This is a genomic window from Rahnella selenatireducens, from assembly GCF_046449555.1.
Lineage (GTDB): Bacteria > Pseudomonadota > Gammaproteobacteria > Enterobacterales > Enterobacteriaceae > Rahnella > Rahnella selenatireducens.
Genome location: NZ_JBKEZJ010000004.1, coordinates 211,622 through 230,640, shown reverse-complemented (window position 1 = coordinate 230,640; position 19,019 = coordinate 211,622). Strand labels below are relative to the sequence as shown.

Below are 19,019 nucleotides of genomic sequence, written 5' to 3'. Positions count from 1 at the left end.
TTTCAATAAAAACATCACAATTCTAAAACTTTAACGCGCATCGCCCTCATTTCGTCTCAAAGATCTCACAAAACGTCCCAAAGCCGGTTCTGCTGATTTACATCAAACTCTCCCCGCCTTATTACTCTTCGTAAGGGTTCTCCCGTCACACAGCAAAGTCATATTTTGCCGCCGTCAGGCAATTTCCCGGGGATACGCCCTATCGCAATACGGTTGCGTTGAAAAACCGGCCGCCTTTATAAAAACGAGCTCTCTGCGCCTGCAGAAAAACATAGAGCCAAAAAATAGGTAACTTACGATGTCATCGCTCATTGTAGATAAGTGCTTTTACACGCAGCTGGCATTGCATTCACTCTTGCAACTTAACGGACAACACCCGAAAGACATTCTTTCGCTTAAGGACATCAACGAACTGCAAGCCGCATGCAATTCCCTGAGGCCTGAAATCATCTTTGTAAACGAAGACTGCTTCGTCAGTGATGCACATTCCGGTCACGCGTTAAGGGAAGTGATCAACGCGCATCCCGGTACGCTGTTCTTTGTTTTTATTTCTAAAGAAAACCTGAATTATCAGAACTATGTGCCGATCCGGAAAAACATCATTATCATTTCAAAGTCGATTCGCACCACCACGATTTACCAGCTGATCGCGCATAATCTGCAACTGTCACGTTTCACAGAAGCCGAGCCAGAAGTTGAAACGGAGCAACCGCTGGATCTCACGCCGGTCAGCCTGAGCCGTACCGAGTCGAGCATTCTGAAAATGTGGATGTCGGGCCTTAACACGCAAAACATTTCCCAAAATCTGAACATCAAGCAGAAAACGGTGGCGTCCCACAAAGGCAACATTAAGCGCAAAGTCAAAACACAGAATAAACAGGCTATTTATCATGTTGTTAAGCTCACAGATATTTTGACTACCGGCATGTTTGTCGGCAGAACCCAACCTATCCGCCTCACCGGCGAACCAGATGAATTCACCGTTCCTTTTGGCTGACCGGTAACTTCTCTGCATCCGGCCAGCAACATTCTTCCCTTACTGTGAACCTGATGGTTGGGAACACGAGTGAAACACGCTAAACTTCCCGGTCGGAACCCTTATCAGTCATGCCGCAGTCAGGCGGGGCTGACTTTAATTCGCCGCAGCGCCTGCCGGGTCAGTGATACTGTTCCGGCCTGTACGTGCGGCCCGCAGAGAAAGAGGCTCAAAACAACGTGGCTCAATACGTATATTCCATGCACCGCCTCGGCAAAGTTGTTCCGCCGAAGCGTCATATTCTTAAGAACATCTCCCTGAGTTTCTTCCCCGGTGCCAAAATTGGTGTTCTGGGTCTGAACGGTTCAGGTAAATCTACCCTTCTGCGCATCATGGCCGGTATCGACACCGATATCGAAGGCGAAGCACGCCCGCAGCCTGATCTGAAAATCGGTTATCTGCCGCAGGAACCACAGCTGAACCTGGAACACACCGTGCGTGAATCCGTGGAAGAAGCCGTTTCTGAAGTGGTTGGCGCACTCAAACGCCTTGATGAAGTTTATGCGCTGTACGCCGAGCCGGAAGCGAATTTCGACAAACTGGCCGCTGAACAGGGCAAGCTGGAAGAAATCATTCAGGCTCACGACGGGCACAACCTGAACAGCCAGCTGGAACGTGCCGCCGATGCGCTGCGCCTGCCAGACTGGGATGCGAAAGTGGCTAACCTGTCCGGTGGTGAACGTCGCCGTGTGGCGCTATGTCGCCTGCTGCTCGAAAAACCCGACATGCTGCTGCTCGACGAACCGACCAACCACCTGGATGCTGAATCTGTAGCCTGGCTGGAACGCTTCCTGCACGATTTCGAAGGAACCGTTGTGGCGATTACCCACGACCGTTACTTCCTCGATAACGTCGCCGGTTGGATCCTTGAGCTTGACCGCGGCGAAGGTATTCCGTGGGAAGGTAACTATTCCACCTGGCTGGAACAAAAAGATGAACGTCTGGCGCAGGAAGCTTCTTCCGAAGCGGCCCGCCGTAAATCTATTGAGAAAGAGCTGGAATGGGTTCGTCAGGGCGCTAAAGGCCGTCAGTCTAAAGGCAAGGCCCGTCTGGCACGCTTCGAAGAGCTGAACAATACCGAATACCAGAAACGTAACGAAACCAACGAACTGTTCATTCCACCGGGTCCACGCCTGGGCGACAAAGTCGTTGAAGTGAAGAACCTGAGCAAATCTTACGGCGATCGCGTTCTGATTGACGACTTGTCCTTCTCGGTGCCTAAAGGCGCTATCGTCGGCATTATCGGCCCGAACGGTGCCGGTAAATCCACGTTGTTCCGCATGATGTCCGGTCAGGAAGAAGCGAACGGCGGCACGATTGAGCTGGGCGATACCGTGAAACTGGCGTCCGTTGATCAGTTCCGTGACTCAATGGATAACAGCAAAACCGTGTGGGAAGAAGTGTCCGGTGGTCAGGACATCATGCGTATCGGCACTACCGAAATGCCAAGCCGCGCGTACGTGGGCCGTTTCAACTTCAAAGGGGTTGATCAGGGCAAACGCGTCGGTGAGTTGTCCGGTGGTGAGCGCGGTCGTCTGCATCTGGCAAAACTGCTGCAGGTTGGCGGTAACATGCTGCTGCTCGATGAACCGACCAATGACCTCGACATCGAAACCCTGCGCGCACTGGAAAACGCCTTGTTGGAATTCCCGGGCTGCGCCATGGTCATTTCCCATGACCGCTGGTTCCTCGACCGTATCGCGACCCACATCCTCGATTATCAGGATGAAGGTAAAGTTGAATTCTTCGAAGGTAACTTTACCGAATACGAAGAATACAAAAAACGTACTTTAGGTGCCGAAGCGTTAGAGCCGAAGCGCATCAAGTACAAAAAGATGATCAAGTAATCGTCTTTTTGAACGAACGGAGGCCCGGAAACGGGCCTTTTTTTATGAGCAGATTTGCCCCTTATTCCCCTGCCAGCGCTTCACTGTAATTCTTTGCAAAGCCATATTCTTCCAGCATAAAATCAATAAAACAGGCCAGTGCCGGAGAATTCAGTTTCCGCCCCGGGTACACCAGATACAGATCGTTACCTTCCGCTTCCCACTCCGGCAATACCCTAACCAGCGTACCGGCGGCCACTTCGTCATGACACAAAAACGCCGGTAACAACGTGATGCCCGCGCCCGCCAGCACGCATTCCCGCGCATACAGCAGATTGTCGGTGGTATGCGCTGAAGGCAGCAGCCAGCGATGATACGTTTCGCCGCGATGCAGCACCCATTCCGACCAAGCCCGGTGCGCAATGCAGTGATGCGAGGCTAATTGCTGAGGCGATTCGATCAGCGGATGCTGCGCCAGATAATCAGGCGAAGCCAGAAGATAGCGCGGGCTGTGGCCCAGTTCGCGGCCAATCAGTGAGGAATCCTGGGGCTTGCCGGTGCGCAGCGCGATATCAAAACCTTCCTGTACCAGATCCACCAGCGCGTCAGACACCGACACTTCCAGCGAAACGTCAGGATATCGCTTCTGAAACTCGACGTTTACCCGCGCCAGTAACGTGGCACCCAGCCCCGCCGGGCTGGTGATGCGCAAACGTCCGCTCGGGTCATCGCGCAAGCGGCGGATCGCCAGTTCCGCCCGCTCGCTGGCCTGCATCATTTCCTGACAGTGGATCAGATAGCGTTCCCCGGCAAACGTCAGATTGAGCTGGCGCGTGGTGCGGTTCAGTAACCGCAGGCCAACGGATTTTTCCAGCTGGCTTATCCGCTGGCTGACGCTGGATTTCGGCAAACCAGCGCGGCTGGCCGCCTGTGTAAAACTGCCGCATTCCGCGACCAGAGCAAACAGCGCCATATCCTGCAATTGTTTAAACACGATTGTTCACCTTAGCCGAACACTTTGTTAGTTATTGTCCATCTTATCAGGCTGCCGCCAGAGGACTAGACTCTCTGAATACCCAATGGAGGAATTTTTATGTCTGTTAAAGCGATTGCCGTCAATCCAAAAGAACCATCACGTTTTATCGCCATCGAACTGCCACAACCTGTACCAGGCGAAAATGACCTGCTGGTGGAAGTGAAAGCCGTTTCGATTAACCCGGTCGACACCAAAGTGCACAAAGGCGTGCAGAAAAGCGGCCTGGACGCACCGAAAATTCTGGGCTGGGATGCCAGCGGAATTGTGAAAGCCGTGGGCAGCGCGGTGAAAAACTTCAAAGCGGGCGACGAAGTCTGGTACGCCGGTGACATCACCCGTTCCGGCAGTAACGCTTCCGAGCAGCTCATCGACTCACGCATTGTTTCCGTGAAACCGAAATCCCTGAACTGGGCGCAGGCCGCCGCAATGCCGCTGACCACGCTGACGGCCTGGGAAGCTCTGTTCGAACACCTGAAAATTCAGGAGGCTTCGGACGACAAAACGCTGCTGATTATCGGTGGTGCCGGTGGTGTCGGTTCGCTGGCGATCCCGTTTGCTGCACTGCAAAGCAAAGTGAAAGTCATTGCGACCGCTTCCCGCCCGGAATCCGCACAATGGTGCCTTGACCGCGGTGCCGATCTGACTGTGAGCTACAAAGATCTTAAAGGTGAGCTGGCGAAACACGACATCAAACAGGTGGATTTCATCCTGTGCCTGAATGACACCGACGGTCACTGGGACGCGATTACCGATCTGATTGCGCCAATGGGCCACATCTGTACGATCGTTGAGAACGAACATCCGCTGGATATGAACAAGCTGAAGCTGAAAAGCGCCGCGCTGCACTGGGAACTGATGTACACCCGCAGCATGTTCACTACGCCGGATATCGCGCAGCAGGGCGAAATCCTGAAACAAGTCGCCGCACTGGTGGATGAAGGCAAAGTTACCACCACGCTGAGCGAAACCCTGCTCGGCCTGACCGTAGAAAGCATCGAAGCGGCTCATACGAAAGTGCTGGACGGTCACATGCAGGGCAAAGTCGTCGTCGCCTTCTGATCCCTTTTGTAAAAAGTAAAAACCCCGCGATTTTCATGGCGGGGTTCTTTTTTTGTCCTGCATTGTGGCTATTCGCCGTCGTCAACCTTTTGCCACTTCGCATCCGGATCAAACGTCGTCAGCGCCCGCGCCACAGCATCGGTGTCGGTTCCTAAATCCTGCTGATACACATCGCCTTGCTGGTTAATCATAAAACTGGTGATACCGGTATGCCCGTAAGAGACCGGCCACGCGATAAGCGCAAATCCCTGGGTCATTTTTCCGTTTTCGATGTAACTGTGCGCCCCGCCGCTGGCGTTCCCGCCCTGCGCGGTGAGAATGCGATAGTAGTAGCCGTGATAATCGGTGCCGGGCTGATCCTGACCGAAAGCAGGCCCGAGCGGGCTTGGTGCGTCACCCTCTTTAACCGGCCAGTACAGTCCGTCGTGCTGCCCGTCAGTGCTGATAATCTTCTGAGCAAATTGCCCTGCGCCGAGCTGATATTCATGTTGTGCGTCTGCGTAAGCCGAAACTGCCTGCATGGCCGACAGTTCGTTACGACCAATGGTGCGGGTTTCAATTTCCGCCGCGCCCGCCACCATATCAAACTCCCAGCCTTGCGCCGTGCGTTTCATCGGGATCGGCAGTTGCCAGTTTTCTTGCCCGACGTTCAGATGCGCAATATCGCCCTGTTCGGCAATTTTGTGGCTGACAGTCCAGTCACGCAGAAAGCGCGCCACTTCATCAGGGTCGACATCTTTTTTCGGCAGATAAACCTGCCAGTCGCTGCCGAGAATTTTCCCCAGCGCCTTATCATCATGCGTCTGCGTTGCATTTACCAGCGCCTGCGCCGCCAACTCCGGGCGGGAAAATGCCTGCTGCGCAAACCCCGTCAAAGGCAGGGCAAACAGGCTGGTGCAAATCACAATGTTACGTAATGTCTTCATGACGTTTCCTCGTAAGCCTAGCGGCGGTGGAAATGAACCGGTTCCGCGTTCGCCGGACGTGCGTGCTGGAAGTTTTGCATCTGCCGGCGGCTCTGATTTCCGCGCGCCTGCTGTTGTTGCCATGACGGCGCACGGCTCGAATTCCCGCTGAATGCCGTGCTGCGCGGCATATTACTCGCCTGATGGAAATTCTGCCTTTGCTGCTGATTTCCGCCGCGCAGGGCATTCTGATTGCCATTCTGTTGCCTGTTAAGCGCCTGATGCTGCTGCGACAACTGACGACCGGATGCCTGATGATTCTCCCAATTCCCGGCGGTGCGGTTTGCAGAACCCACGCCCGGCGCGGAATGCGTTGCACCTGACAAGTTTCCCTGATGGTTATTCATCACAGAAGCGGCCTGCTGACGTCGCTGATCCAGCGTCTGCCCGCTCAGGTTATTTTGTACGCCAGGGTTGCCGTCAAAACCCCGATAATTATTACGCTGCGCCACATTATTCAGCGCCTGATTTTGCGTCGCGCCGCCCAGGTTTGCTCTGCTATTGGGAACACCTGCATTGAAGGCCGGATTATGCTGCCAGCCTTGCGTAGCGGCAGAGCCTGAATGGTTTACCACGTTGTTGTTATTTCCGGATATCCGGTTGTAATTATTGACGTTTACGTTGACGTAATTATTAGATGAACCGCCGTGGTGCCCGTCGTCATGATGATCGTCATGGTGGTCGTAATCGTCGTGATGATGATCATCGTCCCAGTCGATATTGCCGAAAATCGCGTAGGTTGCCGCGACACCAACGCCAAAACCGATGCCGGACGCCACGCCGTTCACAAACTGCTGACCCGGCGGCGGCGGCAGATAAACCGGCGGGTAAGCCGGTGTCGGCCATGCGCCATAAACCACGTTCGGGTTATAGCTCGGCACGTAAACCACCTGCGGGTCGGCGGATTCAATAATAATGGTCTGCTGCGCGGGCTGTGCATTAACGACGGTTGTGTGGCTGCTCTGCGCCACCGGTTTCACCATCACTTTCTGCTGCGGCGTACTTTTCAGCGCTCCGCTCTTTTGCGCGACCTGACGGAATTTCTGCACGGTGTCCATCACGTCACCGGGCTGTGCCAGAAATGCGTCCCCCAGATTTTGTACCCATGCCGGATCCTCGCCCATCAGCGCCAGCAATTGCGGAAACGCCACCAGAGATTTCACACTCGGATCCCAGGGTTCATTCGCCACGGCTTTCACCGCAGGATCCCCCTGACTTTGCGGATGATCGCGCGACCATTGTACGGCCTGAATGACGTTGGTCGGATACGTGGATGCCATCAGAACCTGAGAAAGCAGGCTGTCAGGATAAAGCGCCACGGGCGCAACCCACTGATCGAGCTGAGCTTGTGTAAAAGCTGGAGGTGTAACGGGTGTGACAGGTGGAGGAACGGCAACAACAGGTGCCGCAACGGGTGCGGGCGTTGCAGGCGGTGCGGTCTGAACGGTGGTTTCGGCCTGACTGCGCACCGGAAACCAGCCTTGCATAAATATCACGCTCGCAAGAGCAAAAGCCCCTGCGCTGCACACGACTGCGATACCCCAGGGTTTGAATGACAAATTCATTCGGATCACCTTAAAAAGCCTCAGCCGGAATGAGAGGCACAATGAATGAGTATAATCGGACAAATAAAACTCAACGGACGCCACTCTATTTTTATTTCGCAAATGAGATTTACGCATAAAATGCGTAATAAAAACCCGGTTAACACTGAACCGTTTAAAATATTGATACTATTACATTTTTTAATTAAGGCTGTTACAAGCTGAATTAATTAAAAAGCGTAAATCATGCAATCAGATGAATTCATTAATAATTATATAAAATACAAAAATGAAAATCATTCACGCCAAGAATAATTAATAAGGATCTGGCCGTTGAAGGGTAAAAATAGCAGGCATAAAAAAAGCGCCTGTTGCGTAAAACAGGCGCCTGAGTTTTTCGTGAAAAACGGTCAGTTCACGTTGGGAGCGTTCAACCGGCTGGTATCGGCAGCCAGCATATTTTTCACCAAATCCACGCACTCGAGAAAACGCTGATCGTAATCTGAAGATTCAACGTGAACATAATCCACATTGTTCTGTTCCAGCATATCGATAAGCAGGTTCTGGAATGACATGCGGTCGGTCGTACTGCCCAGACTGCGCAGGCCATCCGCCACCCACGGCGTGTTATTTTCCAGCAAAATCACCAGATCGAATTTGTATTCGTCCATCAGCGCCTGAACGAAGGGATGCTCGCGCCCTTCGTACTTTTTACAAAATGCCTGCGTCGTCAGAAAATCGGTATCAATAAACGCGACTTTATTGGCATATTTTACCGCAAAATCAATGTACTGCGCCTGACCGAGTGCGATTTTATCGTAGTCGGAATATTGCAGCGCCATTTCATCACCACCGAGATGGGAGAAGACGTAATCACGACCATATTCCCAGGCGCTGGTGGTGTTGAAAATGTTGGCTAATTTATTGACCAGCGTCGATTTCCCGCTGGATTCGCCGCCCAGAATCGCCACGGTGCGCACGAAGAACGGCTTCACTTCCGTCGGAATATAATCCCAGTAGCGGAAAGGATCCTGACGTATCTGGCGGCCGCTGATATTCATAAAGGAGCGTTTCGGGTCGATCAGCACGGTTTCAATCCCGAGATGTTCGCGGTACTGCGGCGCGTCACCTTCTTCGCTGGAATAAATGGTATTCGGCTCAATACCTTTCTGGCTCATGAACTCTTTAATGCCGCGTCCCCAGACATCCCAGCCGTGCGGATACGGCTCCATCCCTTCTTCATTGAAGGCATGGATACGGATGTTTTTCTGGTATTTGAACGTCTGCAATAACCAGCGCAGACGGTCACTGACCGTCGGCTGCTGGGACATCGAGCTGTTTTCGAATAACTCGCGGTCGCGGGGCTCGTCATAGCCCATGATGATATGGAGTTCATCGACCTGACTACAGGCGCGCTGAATCAGATAAATATGGCCGGTGTGCAGCGGATAAAACTTACCAAACACCACGCCGATATTCTTTTCGCGGCGGGGAAACTCAAGATCAAGGAAGCGATGCAGCGCCTCCAGCTTTTGAGCGCTGGGGCTTTTTATCTTTGCATTCAACAACTGGCTGAGATAACCCTTGGTCATCCCGCTGGCCTCGGCCACCTGTTGCAGCGTGCGTCCCTGTTGTTTTATCGCGGTTTTTAGATAGTCGAACTGTGACATGCCTTGTCCCCAGGTTTGCTGTACTAAACAAAATAGCTAAACCCAAAATAGCACAAAGGCAGGCTTAATTGACACCAGGCAACCGTTACAAATCGTCGAGGATTGCCAGCGCATCAGCCAGTTTTTTGACACCAAACACCTGCATTCCGGCAGGGGCTTTTTTTGGCACATTGGCGTGCGGCACAATAGCACGCTTAAATCCGTGCTTTGCCGCTTCGGTGATACGTTCCTGACCGCTGGGTACCGGGCGGATTTCCCCTGCCAATCCCACTTCGCCAAACACCACCAAGTCTTGTGGTAACGGGCGATCGCGCAGGCTGGATACCAGGGACAGCAACAGCGCGAGATCGGCGCTAGTTTCCGTCACTTTCACGCCGCCCACAACGTTAACGAACACGTCCTGATCCGCCATCTGCAAACCGCCGTGACGGTGCAAAACCGCCAGCAGGATCGCCAGCCGGTTTTGCTCAAGCCCGACGGCTACGCGACGTGGATTGCCCATCATCGAGTGATCCACCAGCGCCTGTACTTCGACCAGCAAGGGCCGCGTCCCTTCCCACAGCACCATCACCGAACTGCCTGACGTAATTTCATCGCCACGGCTCAGGAAAATGGCCGACGGATTACTGACTTCGCGCAGGCCCTGTTCGGTCATGGCGAATACGCCCAGTTCATTCACGGCACCGAAGCGGTTTTTATGACTACGTAAAGTACGGAAACGGGAATCGGCATCACCGTCGAGCAGAACGGAACAGTCGATGCAGTGTTCGAGCACTTTCGGCCCGGCCAGCGATCCGTCTTTGGTGACGTGGCCGACCATAACAATCGCCACACCGCGCGTTTTCGCAAAACGGGTGAGATAGGCGGCAGTTTCGCGCACCTGTGCGACCGTGCCCGGCGATGACTGAATGTCCGCCATATGCATCACCTGAATGGAGTCGATCACCATCAGTTTCGGCTGTTCTTTGTCGGCGATTTCGCAGATTTGTTCGATGCTGGTTTCCGACAACATGTTCATGTTCGACGTCGGTAAACCCAGACGGTGTGCGCGCATCGCCACCTGTTGCAGTGATTCTTCCCCGGTGACATACAGGGTTTTCATGTTTTCGCTGAGGTGACACAAAATTTGCAGCAACAACGTACTTTTGCCTGCGCCCGGATTACCGCCGATAAGAATCGCACTGCCGGGCACCACGCCGCCGCCCAGCACGCGGTCGAATTCCTTGAAACCGGTGCTGAAACGCGGAAGTTCATCGAGGCTGATATCAGAGAGTTTTTGTACACGGCTGACGCCTGCATCACCCGCGTAACCGGTCAGTCGCTCGTTACGCGCCACAGTTGGGGAAGCCGCTAAACGGATTTCAGTAATGCTGTTCCAGGCCTGACACGCACTGCACTGCCCCTGCCAGCGCGGATAATCTGCGCCACATTCATTACACACAAATGCACGTTTTGCTGCTTTCGCCACAACTTACCTCTTTGAACATTAATAGTAATTGATACCTCAAACAATTCGGGTTGCACCAAGGCGGCAAGAGAACGAATCCCGATGAGCTTACACAGGTAAGTGATTCGGGTGAGCGAACGTAGCCAACACTGAGGCAATCTGAAGTATGACGGGTATTAAGCCTGACTACCGCTCAGGATGCATAAAACACCGAGTAAATCGGCATGACGGATGCAAACGGCAGCCTGTTCATACACTTTCGGTTTCGCGTGATAAGCAATGCCCATCCCGGCAACGGCCATCATTTTGAGATCATTGGCGCCATCGCCGATTGCGATAGTTTGTTCCTGAGAAATGCCCAGTTTTTCCGCCAGTTTAAGCAGCGAATCCGCTTTGTATTGGGCATCGACAATCGGCCCGATCACGCGTCCGGTCAGCTTACCGTCGCGGACTTCCAGCTCATTCGCCGCCACGTCGACCAGATTCAGTTGATCACGCAGATATTCGGCGTAATACGTGAACCCCCCGGACGCAATCGCCACGTGCCAGCCCGCTTCCTGCAAGCGCTGAACCATCACGGTCAGGCCCGGCATCAGCGGTAATGTCTGGCGCACCTGCTCAAGGATCCCGGCATCGGCATCTTTGAGCGTCGCAACGCGCTGGCGCAGGCTGGCGGAAAAATCCAGCTCGCCTCGCATCGCACGTTCGGTGACTTCGGCAACCTGCACACCGACGCCCGCCAGTTTGGCAATTTCGTCGATGCATTCAATCTCAATCGCGGTAGAATCCATGTCCATAACCAGCAGGCCAGGCGTTCGCAGGTAAGGCACTTTACCCAACTGGGCGACATCGAATTCAAAAGATTCGGCAAGAACTTGTGCGTCGGAGGTCAGTGAACCCGCCAGACGAACAACCTGATAACCTTCTACTGCCCATGCACTGACAATCACCAGAGCACGGCCTAAGCGGCGCTGGAAAAGCGTAATGCTCGTTTTATCCAGTTTTCTACCATAGAGCAGCCATCCGGTGTGTCCCGCCCGGTAATCGAGCGGCATCACTTCGTCACCGCTCAGTGAAAGGGGAAGTCCCGGCCATTGGTGGATCTCCGCAGGAAGATCGCAATAGGTCAGACTGTTTGGCATGATGGCTCCGGTAGATTGTTTTGTTATAAACGACGGTTCGTAAAACGAGTGAAAAGGCAGAGGTAACGCCGGGTAAAACGAGGCATCAAGCTACCCTATCGTCACCGCTTCTGGCAACATTAAAGTCATCGAAAATCGCAAGGAAACAGAATGGCCAAGGCCAAACTCAAATTTCGCCTGCATCGCGCCGCTATCGTACTGATAAGCCTGGCGTTATTAGTCATTCTGATGCAAGGCGCATCCTATTTCAGCCTGGGACATCAACTGGCACGTTCCACTCAGGTGGAGCAACTTGCCCAAACACTCGCGAAGCAGGTGGCATTTTCCCTCGCGCCGCTGATGGACAGCGACAATGATGGCGCTGATATCGCGCAAATTTCCACTATTTTGAGTCAGCTTACCGATGGCAGTCGCATTCTTGATGCCAGCGTTTATGAATCAGACGGCTCTCTGGTAGCCCATGCGGGCGAGCAGGTGCCGGTTCGCGACCGGCTATCGCTTGATGGCAAACGCGCAGGCAGCTACTTCAATCACCAGATTGTGGTACCGATAGAAGATAAAAATGGTCCGAGCGGATTTTTACGCATCACGCTCGATACGCATGTTCTGGCAACGGAATCCAAGCAGGTCGATAACACCACCAATCTGCTGCGTCTGATGATGCTTGCAGCATTGGGTGTCGGGATCATTCTGGCACGTACGTTGTTGCAGGGCCGCCGTTCGCGCTGGCAGCAATCGCCGTTCCTGCTGACCGCCAGTAAACCGGTGAAAGAAGACGACGAGCAGGAAGAGGAAACGGACGAATTCGGCCCGCCGCCGGTGCTAAATATTCCTGAACCGGAAGCCGAAGTTGCCGAGGCAAAACCGGCAACAGAAGCACAAACCAAAGAAGCCGCTCAGGCCGCTTACCGCAGTCTTAAACGCAGCCGGCCTAAATGATTCAGGCCAGCCGCTGAATCTGCGCCGTTAGCGCCGCCACCTGAGCCCGCATTCCGCTGGCCAGCTGGCGGAATTCAGTACTTATCGCGATATCGTCTGCCACGTTTTCCCAGAATGTCAGCGCCCAGGCTTGCGCATCCAACCACTTCTCTTTAGATACGAGCGGATCGAGATTCAGCGTCATGGTTTCGCGCCGCATCACGCCCGCATTGGTCGGTGCAAAGGCCATCGGTAACATGTCATAAACCGGCGATATCGAAAGCGCCTGTTTTAAGGGATCAATGACCGGATCGATGAACGACAGATTTCCCTGGTGCATATCACTGTTGGCAATCAGTTTGCCGAAGGCATAAATCTGCTCAATTTTATCCAGCGTTTGTGCAGTAATAATCTTGTTCCGGCGTAACTGCTGGGCGGTCAAAAACCAGTTTCCATTTCCCCCGCCAAATTCAGCAGCAACGGCTTCCAGTGAAACCAAACCGCGACGACCGCGCTCCCCCACCCGGTCAAAACGCCCGACCTGAAGGAAAACCTCCTGACAGCCGCCTGTAAAAATTTCCGCAACCGCCGCCTCAATGCCCGCATCATTTAATACCCACAATGCGTGAGCTTCTGCGCGCAACAGATCTCCCCAGCGTTGGGCGTTTTCATTCTCTGCCGGAGGCGAAAATTTCACTAAAACCTGAGAGGCACTGCAATCTGCCTGTTCTGCGTAACAGCTAAATTTTGGCTGCTCACCGCCCGCCGATGAACCGATTTCTTCTCCGGCGAGACTTCTGCGTGCCAGCCGCTCATAGACCTGAATTTTATCTATCTCAGGAACGGGGATTTCTTCGTGTTTCTGGAACCATTTCTGATAGGCCATATCGCCAACAATAAAATTACCGACGTTTTTGTCACCCGCTCTCGCCAGAGCGACCAGCGTCTGCGATTCCGTCCACTTTTTGATGTCATCAGGGAAATGCAGCGCGGCATTAATATCACGCCCCCAGGCACGCCCCAAAAAACCTTGCGGACGCATATCTGTAAGAAACCACGGCAGACCATCGTAAATCAGGCTTTGGCCGCTGGCAGTTTCTACCGCACAGCTTTCACCTGGCCAGATGGAATAAAGTGTGCCCATCTTTTCTGCATTTCCGGCTTCATTAATCTGATATAGCGGAAAGCGCCACTGGTTATCCAGCGGGCGCGGCAATATATAGCGAGTCGAGCGGCTTCGCCCGATTTTCACGATCTCAGGGATTTTAGTCAGTCGCCTTGAAAGCGTTGACTGATTGATTTGAAACTGTTCTGTGATCTCTTTCGCCGTCAGGCTGCCCTGACGAAGTAAATCCACAAGATCTGGCATGATTGACTCAGCGATGAATAGGTAAATGCATAGCTAATAGCATAGATAACAAATTAATATAAAGCTATATATCCTAAGGATATAAATTTAAACCATCAAAATATGTCACAAAAACGCATAGCAAAACGGGCGCCTTTTGGCGCCCGTTTTCACTTCTGCAAAATCAGCAGAATTTATTCTTTGTCGCCCAGCAGTACGGATTCCAGAGCGATTTCGATCATGTCGTTGAAAGTCGTCTGACGTTCAGCGGCGGTGGTTTGTTCGTGAGTACGGATATGGTCGGAAACAGTACAGATGGTCAGCGCTTTTGCGCCGAATTCAGCTGCCACGCCGTAGATACCGGCGGCTTCCATTTCTACACCCAGAATGCCGTATTTTTCCATTACGTCGAACATTTGCGGGTCTGGCGTGTAGAACAGGTCAGCGGAGAAAATGTTACCGACGCGCGCGTTGATGCCTTTGGCTTTCGCTGCATCTGCCGCGTTACGCACCATGTCATAGTCTGCGATAGCCGCGTAATCGTGATCTTTAAAACGCATGCGGTTAACTTTGGAATCGGTGCAGGCACCCATACCAATAACGATGTCGCGCAGTTTGATATCTTCGCGCACTGCACCGCAGGAACCCACACGGATGATTTTTTTGACGCCGAATTCAGTGATCAGCTCTTTGGCATAAATTGAGCAGGAAGGAATGCCCATGCCGTGGCCCATGACGGAGATTTTACGGCCTTTGTAAGTACCGGTGAAGCCCAGCATCCCACGCACGTCATTCACCTGCTTAACGTCCTGAAGGAAAGTTTCTGCGATGTGCTTGGCACGCAGCGGATCGCCCGGCATCAGCACTACGTCAGCGAAGTCGCCCATTTCAGCATTAATGTGTGGAGTTGCCATCTTCTTATTCCTTAATTCTGCGAGGTGTCATGTTCATAATAAAAACGCGGCCAGTAAGCTTTACTGGCCGCGCATTCTAATCGTTACAGCATAGGTTTACCGTAATCCATCGGCGTGAGATCGAAGTATTTCGCAACCGTCTGCCCGATGTCCGCGAAGGTTTCGCGGTGGCCCAGCGAGCCCGGTTTTACTTTCGGGCCATAGATTAACACCGGAATGTGCTCACGGGTATGGTCTGTGCCGCGCCATGTCGGGTCGCAACCGTGGTCAGCGGTGAAGATGATGATGTCGTCTTCTTTTACCAGTTCCAGCAGTTCCGGCAGGCGGCGGTCGAACAGCTCAAGCGCAGCGGCATAACCTGGAACATCACGGCGGTGCCCGTAAGAAGAGTCGAAATCAACAAAGTTGGTGAAGACAATGGTTTTATCGCCCGCTTCTTTCATCTCTTTGATGGTCGCGTCAAACAGCGCGTCCAGCCCGGTGGCTTTCACTTTTTTGGTGATACCGACCTGCGCATAGATATCCGCGATTTTACCGACGGAAACCACGTGGCCGTTTTTCTCATCGACCAGTTTTTTCAGGATAGTCGGTGCAGGTGGTTCTACCGCTAAATCATGACGGTTACCGGTACGTTCGAAGTGGCCGGCTTTGTCGCCGATAAACGGACGCGCGATAACACGGCCAATGTTGTAGCCGCCTTCAGTCAGTTCTTCACGGGCGATTTCGCACAGTTCGTACAGGCGTTCAAGCCCGAAAGTTTCTTCGTGGCAGGCAATCTGGAAAACGGAGTCCGCAGAGGTGTAGAAAATCGGCTTGCCGGTTTTCATGTGTTCTTCGCCTAAATCGTCCAGCACGACAGTACCGGAAGAGTGGCAGTTACCGAGATAACCTGGCAGGTTGGCGCGTTTCACCAGTTTATCCAGCAATTCCTGCGGGAAGCTGTTGGTGGTGTCGCTGAAATAACCCCAGTCGAACAACACAGGCACACCGGCGATTTCCCAGTGGCCTGACGGCGTGTCTTTACCGGAGGAAAGTTCGCTCGCGTAAGCATAAGCGCCGGTAATTTCAGAATTACCGTCCATGCCATCCGGGATTTTGCCGGTGGATTCTTCAGCGGCTTTCGCCAGCCCAAGACGGGTCAGGTTCGGCAGATTCAGCGGCCCTTTGCGGCCTTTGTCGGCTTCGCCACGCGCGCAGGCAGCAGCGATATGGCCCAGCGTGTCAGAACCGGCATCGCCAAAGCGCTCGGCATCTTCACTGGCACCGATACCGAATGAGTCTAACACCATGATAAATGTACGTTTCATTTTGCTCTCCTGCGAATGGTTACGCATTGGGTCACGCGGAACTGCCGCGCACCTGATCATTCTTAAATGGGGGCGATTTAGCCTGAAATCAAGCGTTGCCGCCGATTCGGCGATACACCACCGGCGTGCTTTCCGGCGCTTTGTCACTCAGGACAATGGCAGCCCGCACTTCTTCCGCTGCCTGCTGCCAGGCCGCTTCGCTGTTGGCATGGATCATCGCCAGCGGCTGGCGGGTATCCACCTGCTGCCCCAACTGAGCCATGTGGGTCAGACCGACGCTGTAGTCGATAGCATCGCTGGCGCGGCGGCGACCGCCACCCAGTGAAACTACGGCCATGCCCAGCGCACGCGTATCCATCGCACTGACAATGCCCTGAGTTTCGGCATACACCGGCTTGGTCAGTGTGGCCTGTTGCAGATAACGGTCGTAATGTTCGATGAAATCGGTCGGGCCTTTTTGCGCCGCAATCATGCGACCAAAGACTTCGGCCGCTTTGCCGTTGTCGAGAACGGCCTGCAATTTGCTGCGGGCATCTGCGTCGTCTTTTGCCAGTCCGCCGGACAGCAACATTTCCACACACAGCGCCATCGTGACTTCGAGCAGGCGCGGATTGCGGTATTCGCCGGTCAGGAAGCGAACGGCTTCGCGCACTTCGACTGCGTTACCGGCGCTGGACGCCAGCACCTGGTTCATGTCGGTGAGCAGCGCCGTGGTTTTGCAACCCGCGCCATTTGCCACATCCACAATCGCCTGTGCCAGATCTTCTGAAAGCTGGTAGGTCGGCATAAACGCGCCGGAGCCCACTTTGACGTCCATGACCAGCGCGTCCAGCCCTTCTGCCAGTTTTTTGGCGAGGATTGACGCGGTAATCAGCGGGATAGAATCCACGGTCGCGGTAATATCACGCGTTGCGTAGAAACGTTTGTCTGCCGGTGCCAGCGAGCTGGTCTGGCCGATAATCGCCACACCGACATCCTGAATAATGCTGCGGAAACGGCTGTCGTCCGGGAAAATATCAAAGCCCGGAATGGCTTCGAGTTTGTCCAGCGTACCGCCGGTATGACCCAGCCCGCGGCCGGAAATCATCGGCACATAACCGCCGCACGCAGCGACCATCGGACCTAACATCAGGGAAGTCACGTCACCCACGCCGCCGGTGGAATGTTTATCCACAATAGGGCCGTTCAGGTTGAGGCTTTTCCAGTCCAGCACGGTGCCGGAATCGCGCATCGCCATGGTCAGCGAAACGCGCTCTTTCATAGTCATATCATTGAAATATATGGTCATTGCCAGTGCAGCAATCTGACCTTCTGAAACCTGACTGTCGCGAATACCGTTCACAAAGAAACGAATTTCTTCGTCGCTTAAAGGCTGGCCATCACGTTTTTTTCGAATAATTTCTTGTGCGAGAAACAAGGTATCCCCCTGCTTAAGCTGAGCGCCGCATACGGACGCGAATACCGGGCGCTGTTAAACAGCGCCGCGGCAAAATTCGTGTATCGGTGATTAATAGCTGCTGGTGGCTTTCTGGCCAGCGTGACCCAGAGTGGTCAGCAGGCTTGCCAGCAGGCTTGAAGCGCCAAAACGGAAGTGACGTGCATCAGCCCATTCGCGGCCCAGCAAGCGGTCAGCCAGTGCCAGATATTGCGCAGCGTCTTCAGCGGTTTTCACGCCACCGGCCGGTTTGAAACCAACGTCTTTGCCCACGCCCATCTCAGCAATCACGCTCATCATCAGTTCAGCACTGTGTAATGTTGCGTTTTCAGGCACTTTGCCGGTTGAGGTTTTGATGAAATCAGCGCCTGCTTTGATAGCAATTTCGGAGGCTTTGCGGATCAGCGCGTCCTGTTTCAGCTCACCGGTTTCGATGATCACTTTCAGCAGAACGTTCGCGGCTGCACAGGCTTCTTTGCACTGTTTAACCATCTCAAAACCGATTTGCTCGTTACCTGCGATCAGTGCGCGGTATGGGAATACCACGTCAACTTCGTCGGCACCGTAAGCAATGGCGGCGCGGGTTTCTGCCAGCGCGATTTCAAGATCGTCATTACCGTGCGGGAAGTTCGTGACGGTGGCGATACGGATATCTGGCGTCCCTTGCTCACGCAGAGTTTTACGCGCAATCGGGATAAAACGAGGATAAATACAGACTGCAGCGGTGTTACCTGCCGGGCTTTTTGCCTGGTGACAAAGCGCGATCACTTTTGCATCGGTGTCGTCTTCGTTCAGCGTGGTTAAATCCATCAGGTTCAGCGCACGTTGCGCTGCGGCGGTTAAATCGGTCATATAACTCTCCAACAATTTTCAATTCCAGCGACCGGCCAGAACTGAGCATACAGTCATGAATTCATTCCGACGGTTAACATCGGGGAAAGAATTCTGCACGTTGGCGAGCGGACTTGGTTCCATGAAGATAGCGTGCGTAAACCCTGTGGCTTACGTGGCAACTGAGATCCTTCTCACCGCGCTTGGATTGGCTGATGCCAATTCATTGTGACTATTTGAACACGTCACATCAGGTTCCTGTGTGCAGTATTTCACACAAAATGAAAACCGTTTGCAACGTTGCTTATTAAAATGAGACTCAAGTCACATTTTAACGGCGTTATGCTCAGTGTCTAATCCAGATAAGAGTGTATACCCGATTCATGACAAACGAAGTTTTGGCGGATATACAGAGAACGCCGACTGGCGATCTTGCAGGCAATGTTATAATAATAACATTTTAAAGAGAACATAAATTGCATCACAGCTGAGAATGCACAGGTAGCAAGAAATGCGGGTGAGCAATAATGTTATTTAAATC

Annotated in this window: 15 protein-coding genes; 4 read left to right on the top strand and 11 right to left on the bottom strand. The window is 53.3% G+C overall.

Features of this window, described 5'->3' with window-relative positions:
• Positions 1–298 precede the first annotated feature (298 nt).
• Together rcsA and ettA are read left to right on the top strand one after the other, a co-directional pair.
• Positions 299–997, top strand: coding sequence for a transcriptional regulator RcsA (rcsA, locus tag ACLBVC_RS08830; RefSeq protein ID WP_410149295.1), 699 nt, complete (start codon positions 299–301; stop codon positions 995–997).
• Between the two features lie 218 nt (positions 998–1,215).
• Positions 1,216–2,883, top strand: coding sequence for an energy-dependent translational throttle protein EttA (gene ettA, locus ACLBVC_RS08825; RefSeq protein WP_410149294.1), 1,668 nt, complete (start codon positions 1,216–1,218; stop codon positions 2,881–2,883).
• A 61-nt stretch (positions 2,884–2,944) separates the two neighbouring features.
• On the opposite strand, the gene ACLBVC_RS08820 is transcribed toward ettA, so the two are convergent.
• Positions 2,945–3,856, bottom strand: coding sequence for a LysR family transcriptional regulator (locus ACLBVC_RS08820; protein WP_410149293.1), 912 nt, complete (start codon positions 3,854–3,856; stop codon positions 2,945–2,947).
• Between the two features lie 99 nt (positions 3,857–3,955).
• Here ACLBVC_RS08820 and ACLBVC_RS08815 point away from each other — a divergent pair, with 99 nt between their 5' ends.
• Complete coding sequence (locus tag ACLBVC_RS08815) at positions 3,956–4,957, top strand: zinc-binding alcohol dehydrogenase family protein (RefSeq protein ID WP_410149292.1); 1,002 nt, start codon at positions 3,956–3,958, stop codon at positions 4,955–4,957.
• Between the two features lie 68 nt (positions 4,958–5,025).
• On the opposite strand, the gene ACLBVC_RS08810 is transcribed toward ACLBVC_RS08815, so the two are convergent.
• The 5 genes from ACLBVC_RS08810 to serB all read right to left on the bottom strand — a co-directional run bounded on the left by ACLBVC_RS08810 (position 5,026) and on the right by serB (position 11,725).
• A complete protein-coding gene (locus tag ACLBVC_RS08810; RefSeq protein ID WP_410149291.1) occupies positions 5,026–5,883 on the bottom strand; it encodes a DUF2950 domain-containing protein in 858 nt (285 codons plus the stop codon).
• Between the two features lie 17 nt (positions 5,884–5,900).
• Positions 5,901–7,487, bottom strand: a complete 1,587-nt coding sequence (locus tag ACLBVC_RS08805) for a DUF3300 domain-containing protein (RefSeq protein WP_410149290.1) — start codon at positions 7,485–7,487, stop codon at positions 5,901–5,903.
• 389 nt (positions 7,488–7,876) lie between these two features.
• Positions 7,877–9,136: a multifunctional transcriptional regulator/nicotinamide-nucleotide adenylyltransferase/ribosylnicotinamide kinase NadR gene (nadR, locus tag ACLBVC_RS08800; protein ID WP_410149289.1), complete on the bottom strand. Its 1,260-nt coding sequence runs from the start codon at positions 9,134–9,136 to the stop codon at positions 7,877–7,879.
• A gap of 85 nt (positions 9,137–9,221) precedes the next feature.
• Positions 9,222–10,604, bottom strand: coding sequence for a DNA repair protein RadA (gene radA / locus ACLBVC_RS08795; RefSeq protein ID WP_101075087.1), 1,383 nt, complete (start codon positions 10,602–10,604; stop codon positions 9,222–9,224).
• A 155-nt stretch (positions 10,605–10,759) separates the two neighbouring features.
• The gene (gene serB / locus ACLBVC_RS08790) at positions 10,760–11,725 is read right to left on the bottom strand and encodes a phosphoserine phosphatase (protein WP_410149288.1); all 966 of its coding nucleotides are present in this window, start codon (positions 11,723–11,725) and stop codon (positions 10,760–10,762) included.
• A 150-nt stretch (positions 11,726–11,875) separates the two neighbouring features.
• Here serB and ACLBVC_RS08785 point away from each other — a divergent pair, with 150 nt between their 5' ends.
• Entirely contained in the window at positions 11,876–12,664 is a 789-nt protein-coding gene (locus tag ACLBVC_RS08785) for a YtjB family periplasmic protein (RefSeq protein WP_152325203.1), read from the top strand.
• Position 12,665: 1 nt separating this feature from the next.
• On the opposite strand, the gene yjjJ is transcribed toward ACLBVC_RS08785, so the two are convergent.
• The 5 genes from yjjJ to deoC all read right to left on the bottom strand — a co-directional run bounded on the left by yjjJ (position 12,666) and on the right by deoC (position 18,499).
• Complete coding sequence (yjjJ, locus tag ACLBVC_RS08780) at positions 12,666–14,012, bottom strand: type II toxin-antitoxin system HipA family toxin YjjJ (protein WP_410149287.1); 1,347 nt, start codon at positions 14,010–14,012, stop codon at positions 12,666–12,668.
• A gap of 173 nt (positions 14,013–14,185) precedes the next feature.
• Positions 14,186–14,905 (bottom strand): purine-nucleoside phosphorylase, encoded by a 720-nt coding sequence (gene deoD / locus ACLBVC_RS08775; RefSeq protein WP_101075083.1) that lies wholly within the window; start codon positions 14,903–14,905, stop codon positions 14,186–14,188.
• Positions 14,906–14,988: 83 nt separating this feature from the next.
• Complete coding sequence (deoB, locus tag ACLBVC_RS08770; protein ID WP_410149286.1) at positions 14,989–16,212, bottom strand: phosphopentomutase; 1,224 nt, start codon at positions 16,210–16,212, stop codon at positions 14,989–14,991.
• An 88-nt stretch (positions 16,213–16,300) separates the two neighbouring features.
• Positions 16,301–17,629: a thymidine phosphorylase gene (gene deoA / locus ACLBVC_RS08765; RefSeq protein ID WP_410149285.1), complete on the bottom strand. Its 1,329-nt coding sequence runs from the start codon at positions 17,627–17,629 to the stop codon at positions 16,301–16,303.
• A gap of 90 nt (positions 17,630–17,719) precedes the next feature.
• Positions 17,720–18,499 (bottom strand): deoxyribose-phosphate aldolase, encoded by a 780-nt coding sequence (deoC, locus tag ACLBVC_RS08760; RefSeq protein WP_410149284.1) that lies wholly within the window; start codon positions 18,497–18,499, stop codon positions 17,720–17,722.
• Positions 18,500–19,019: the final 520 nt, after the last annotated feature.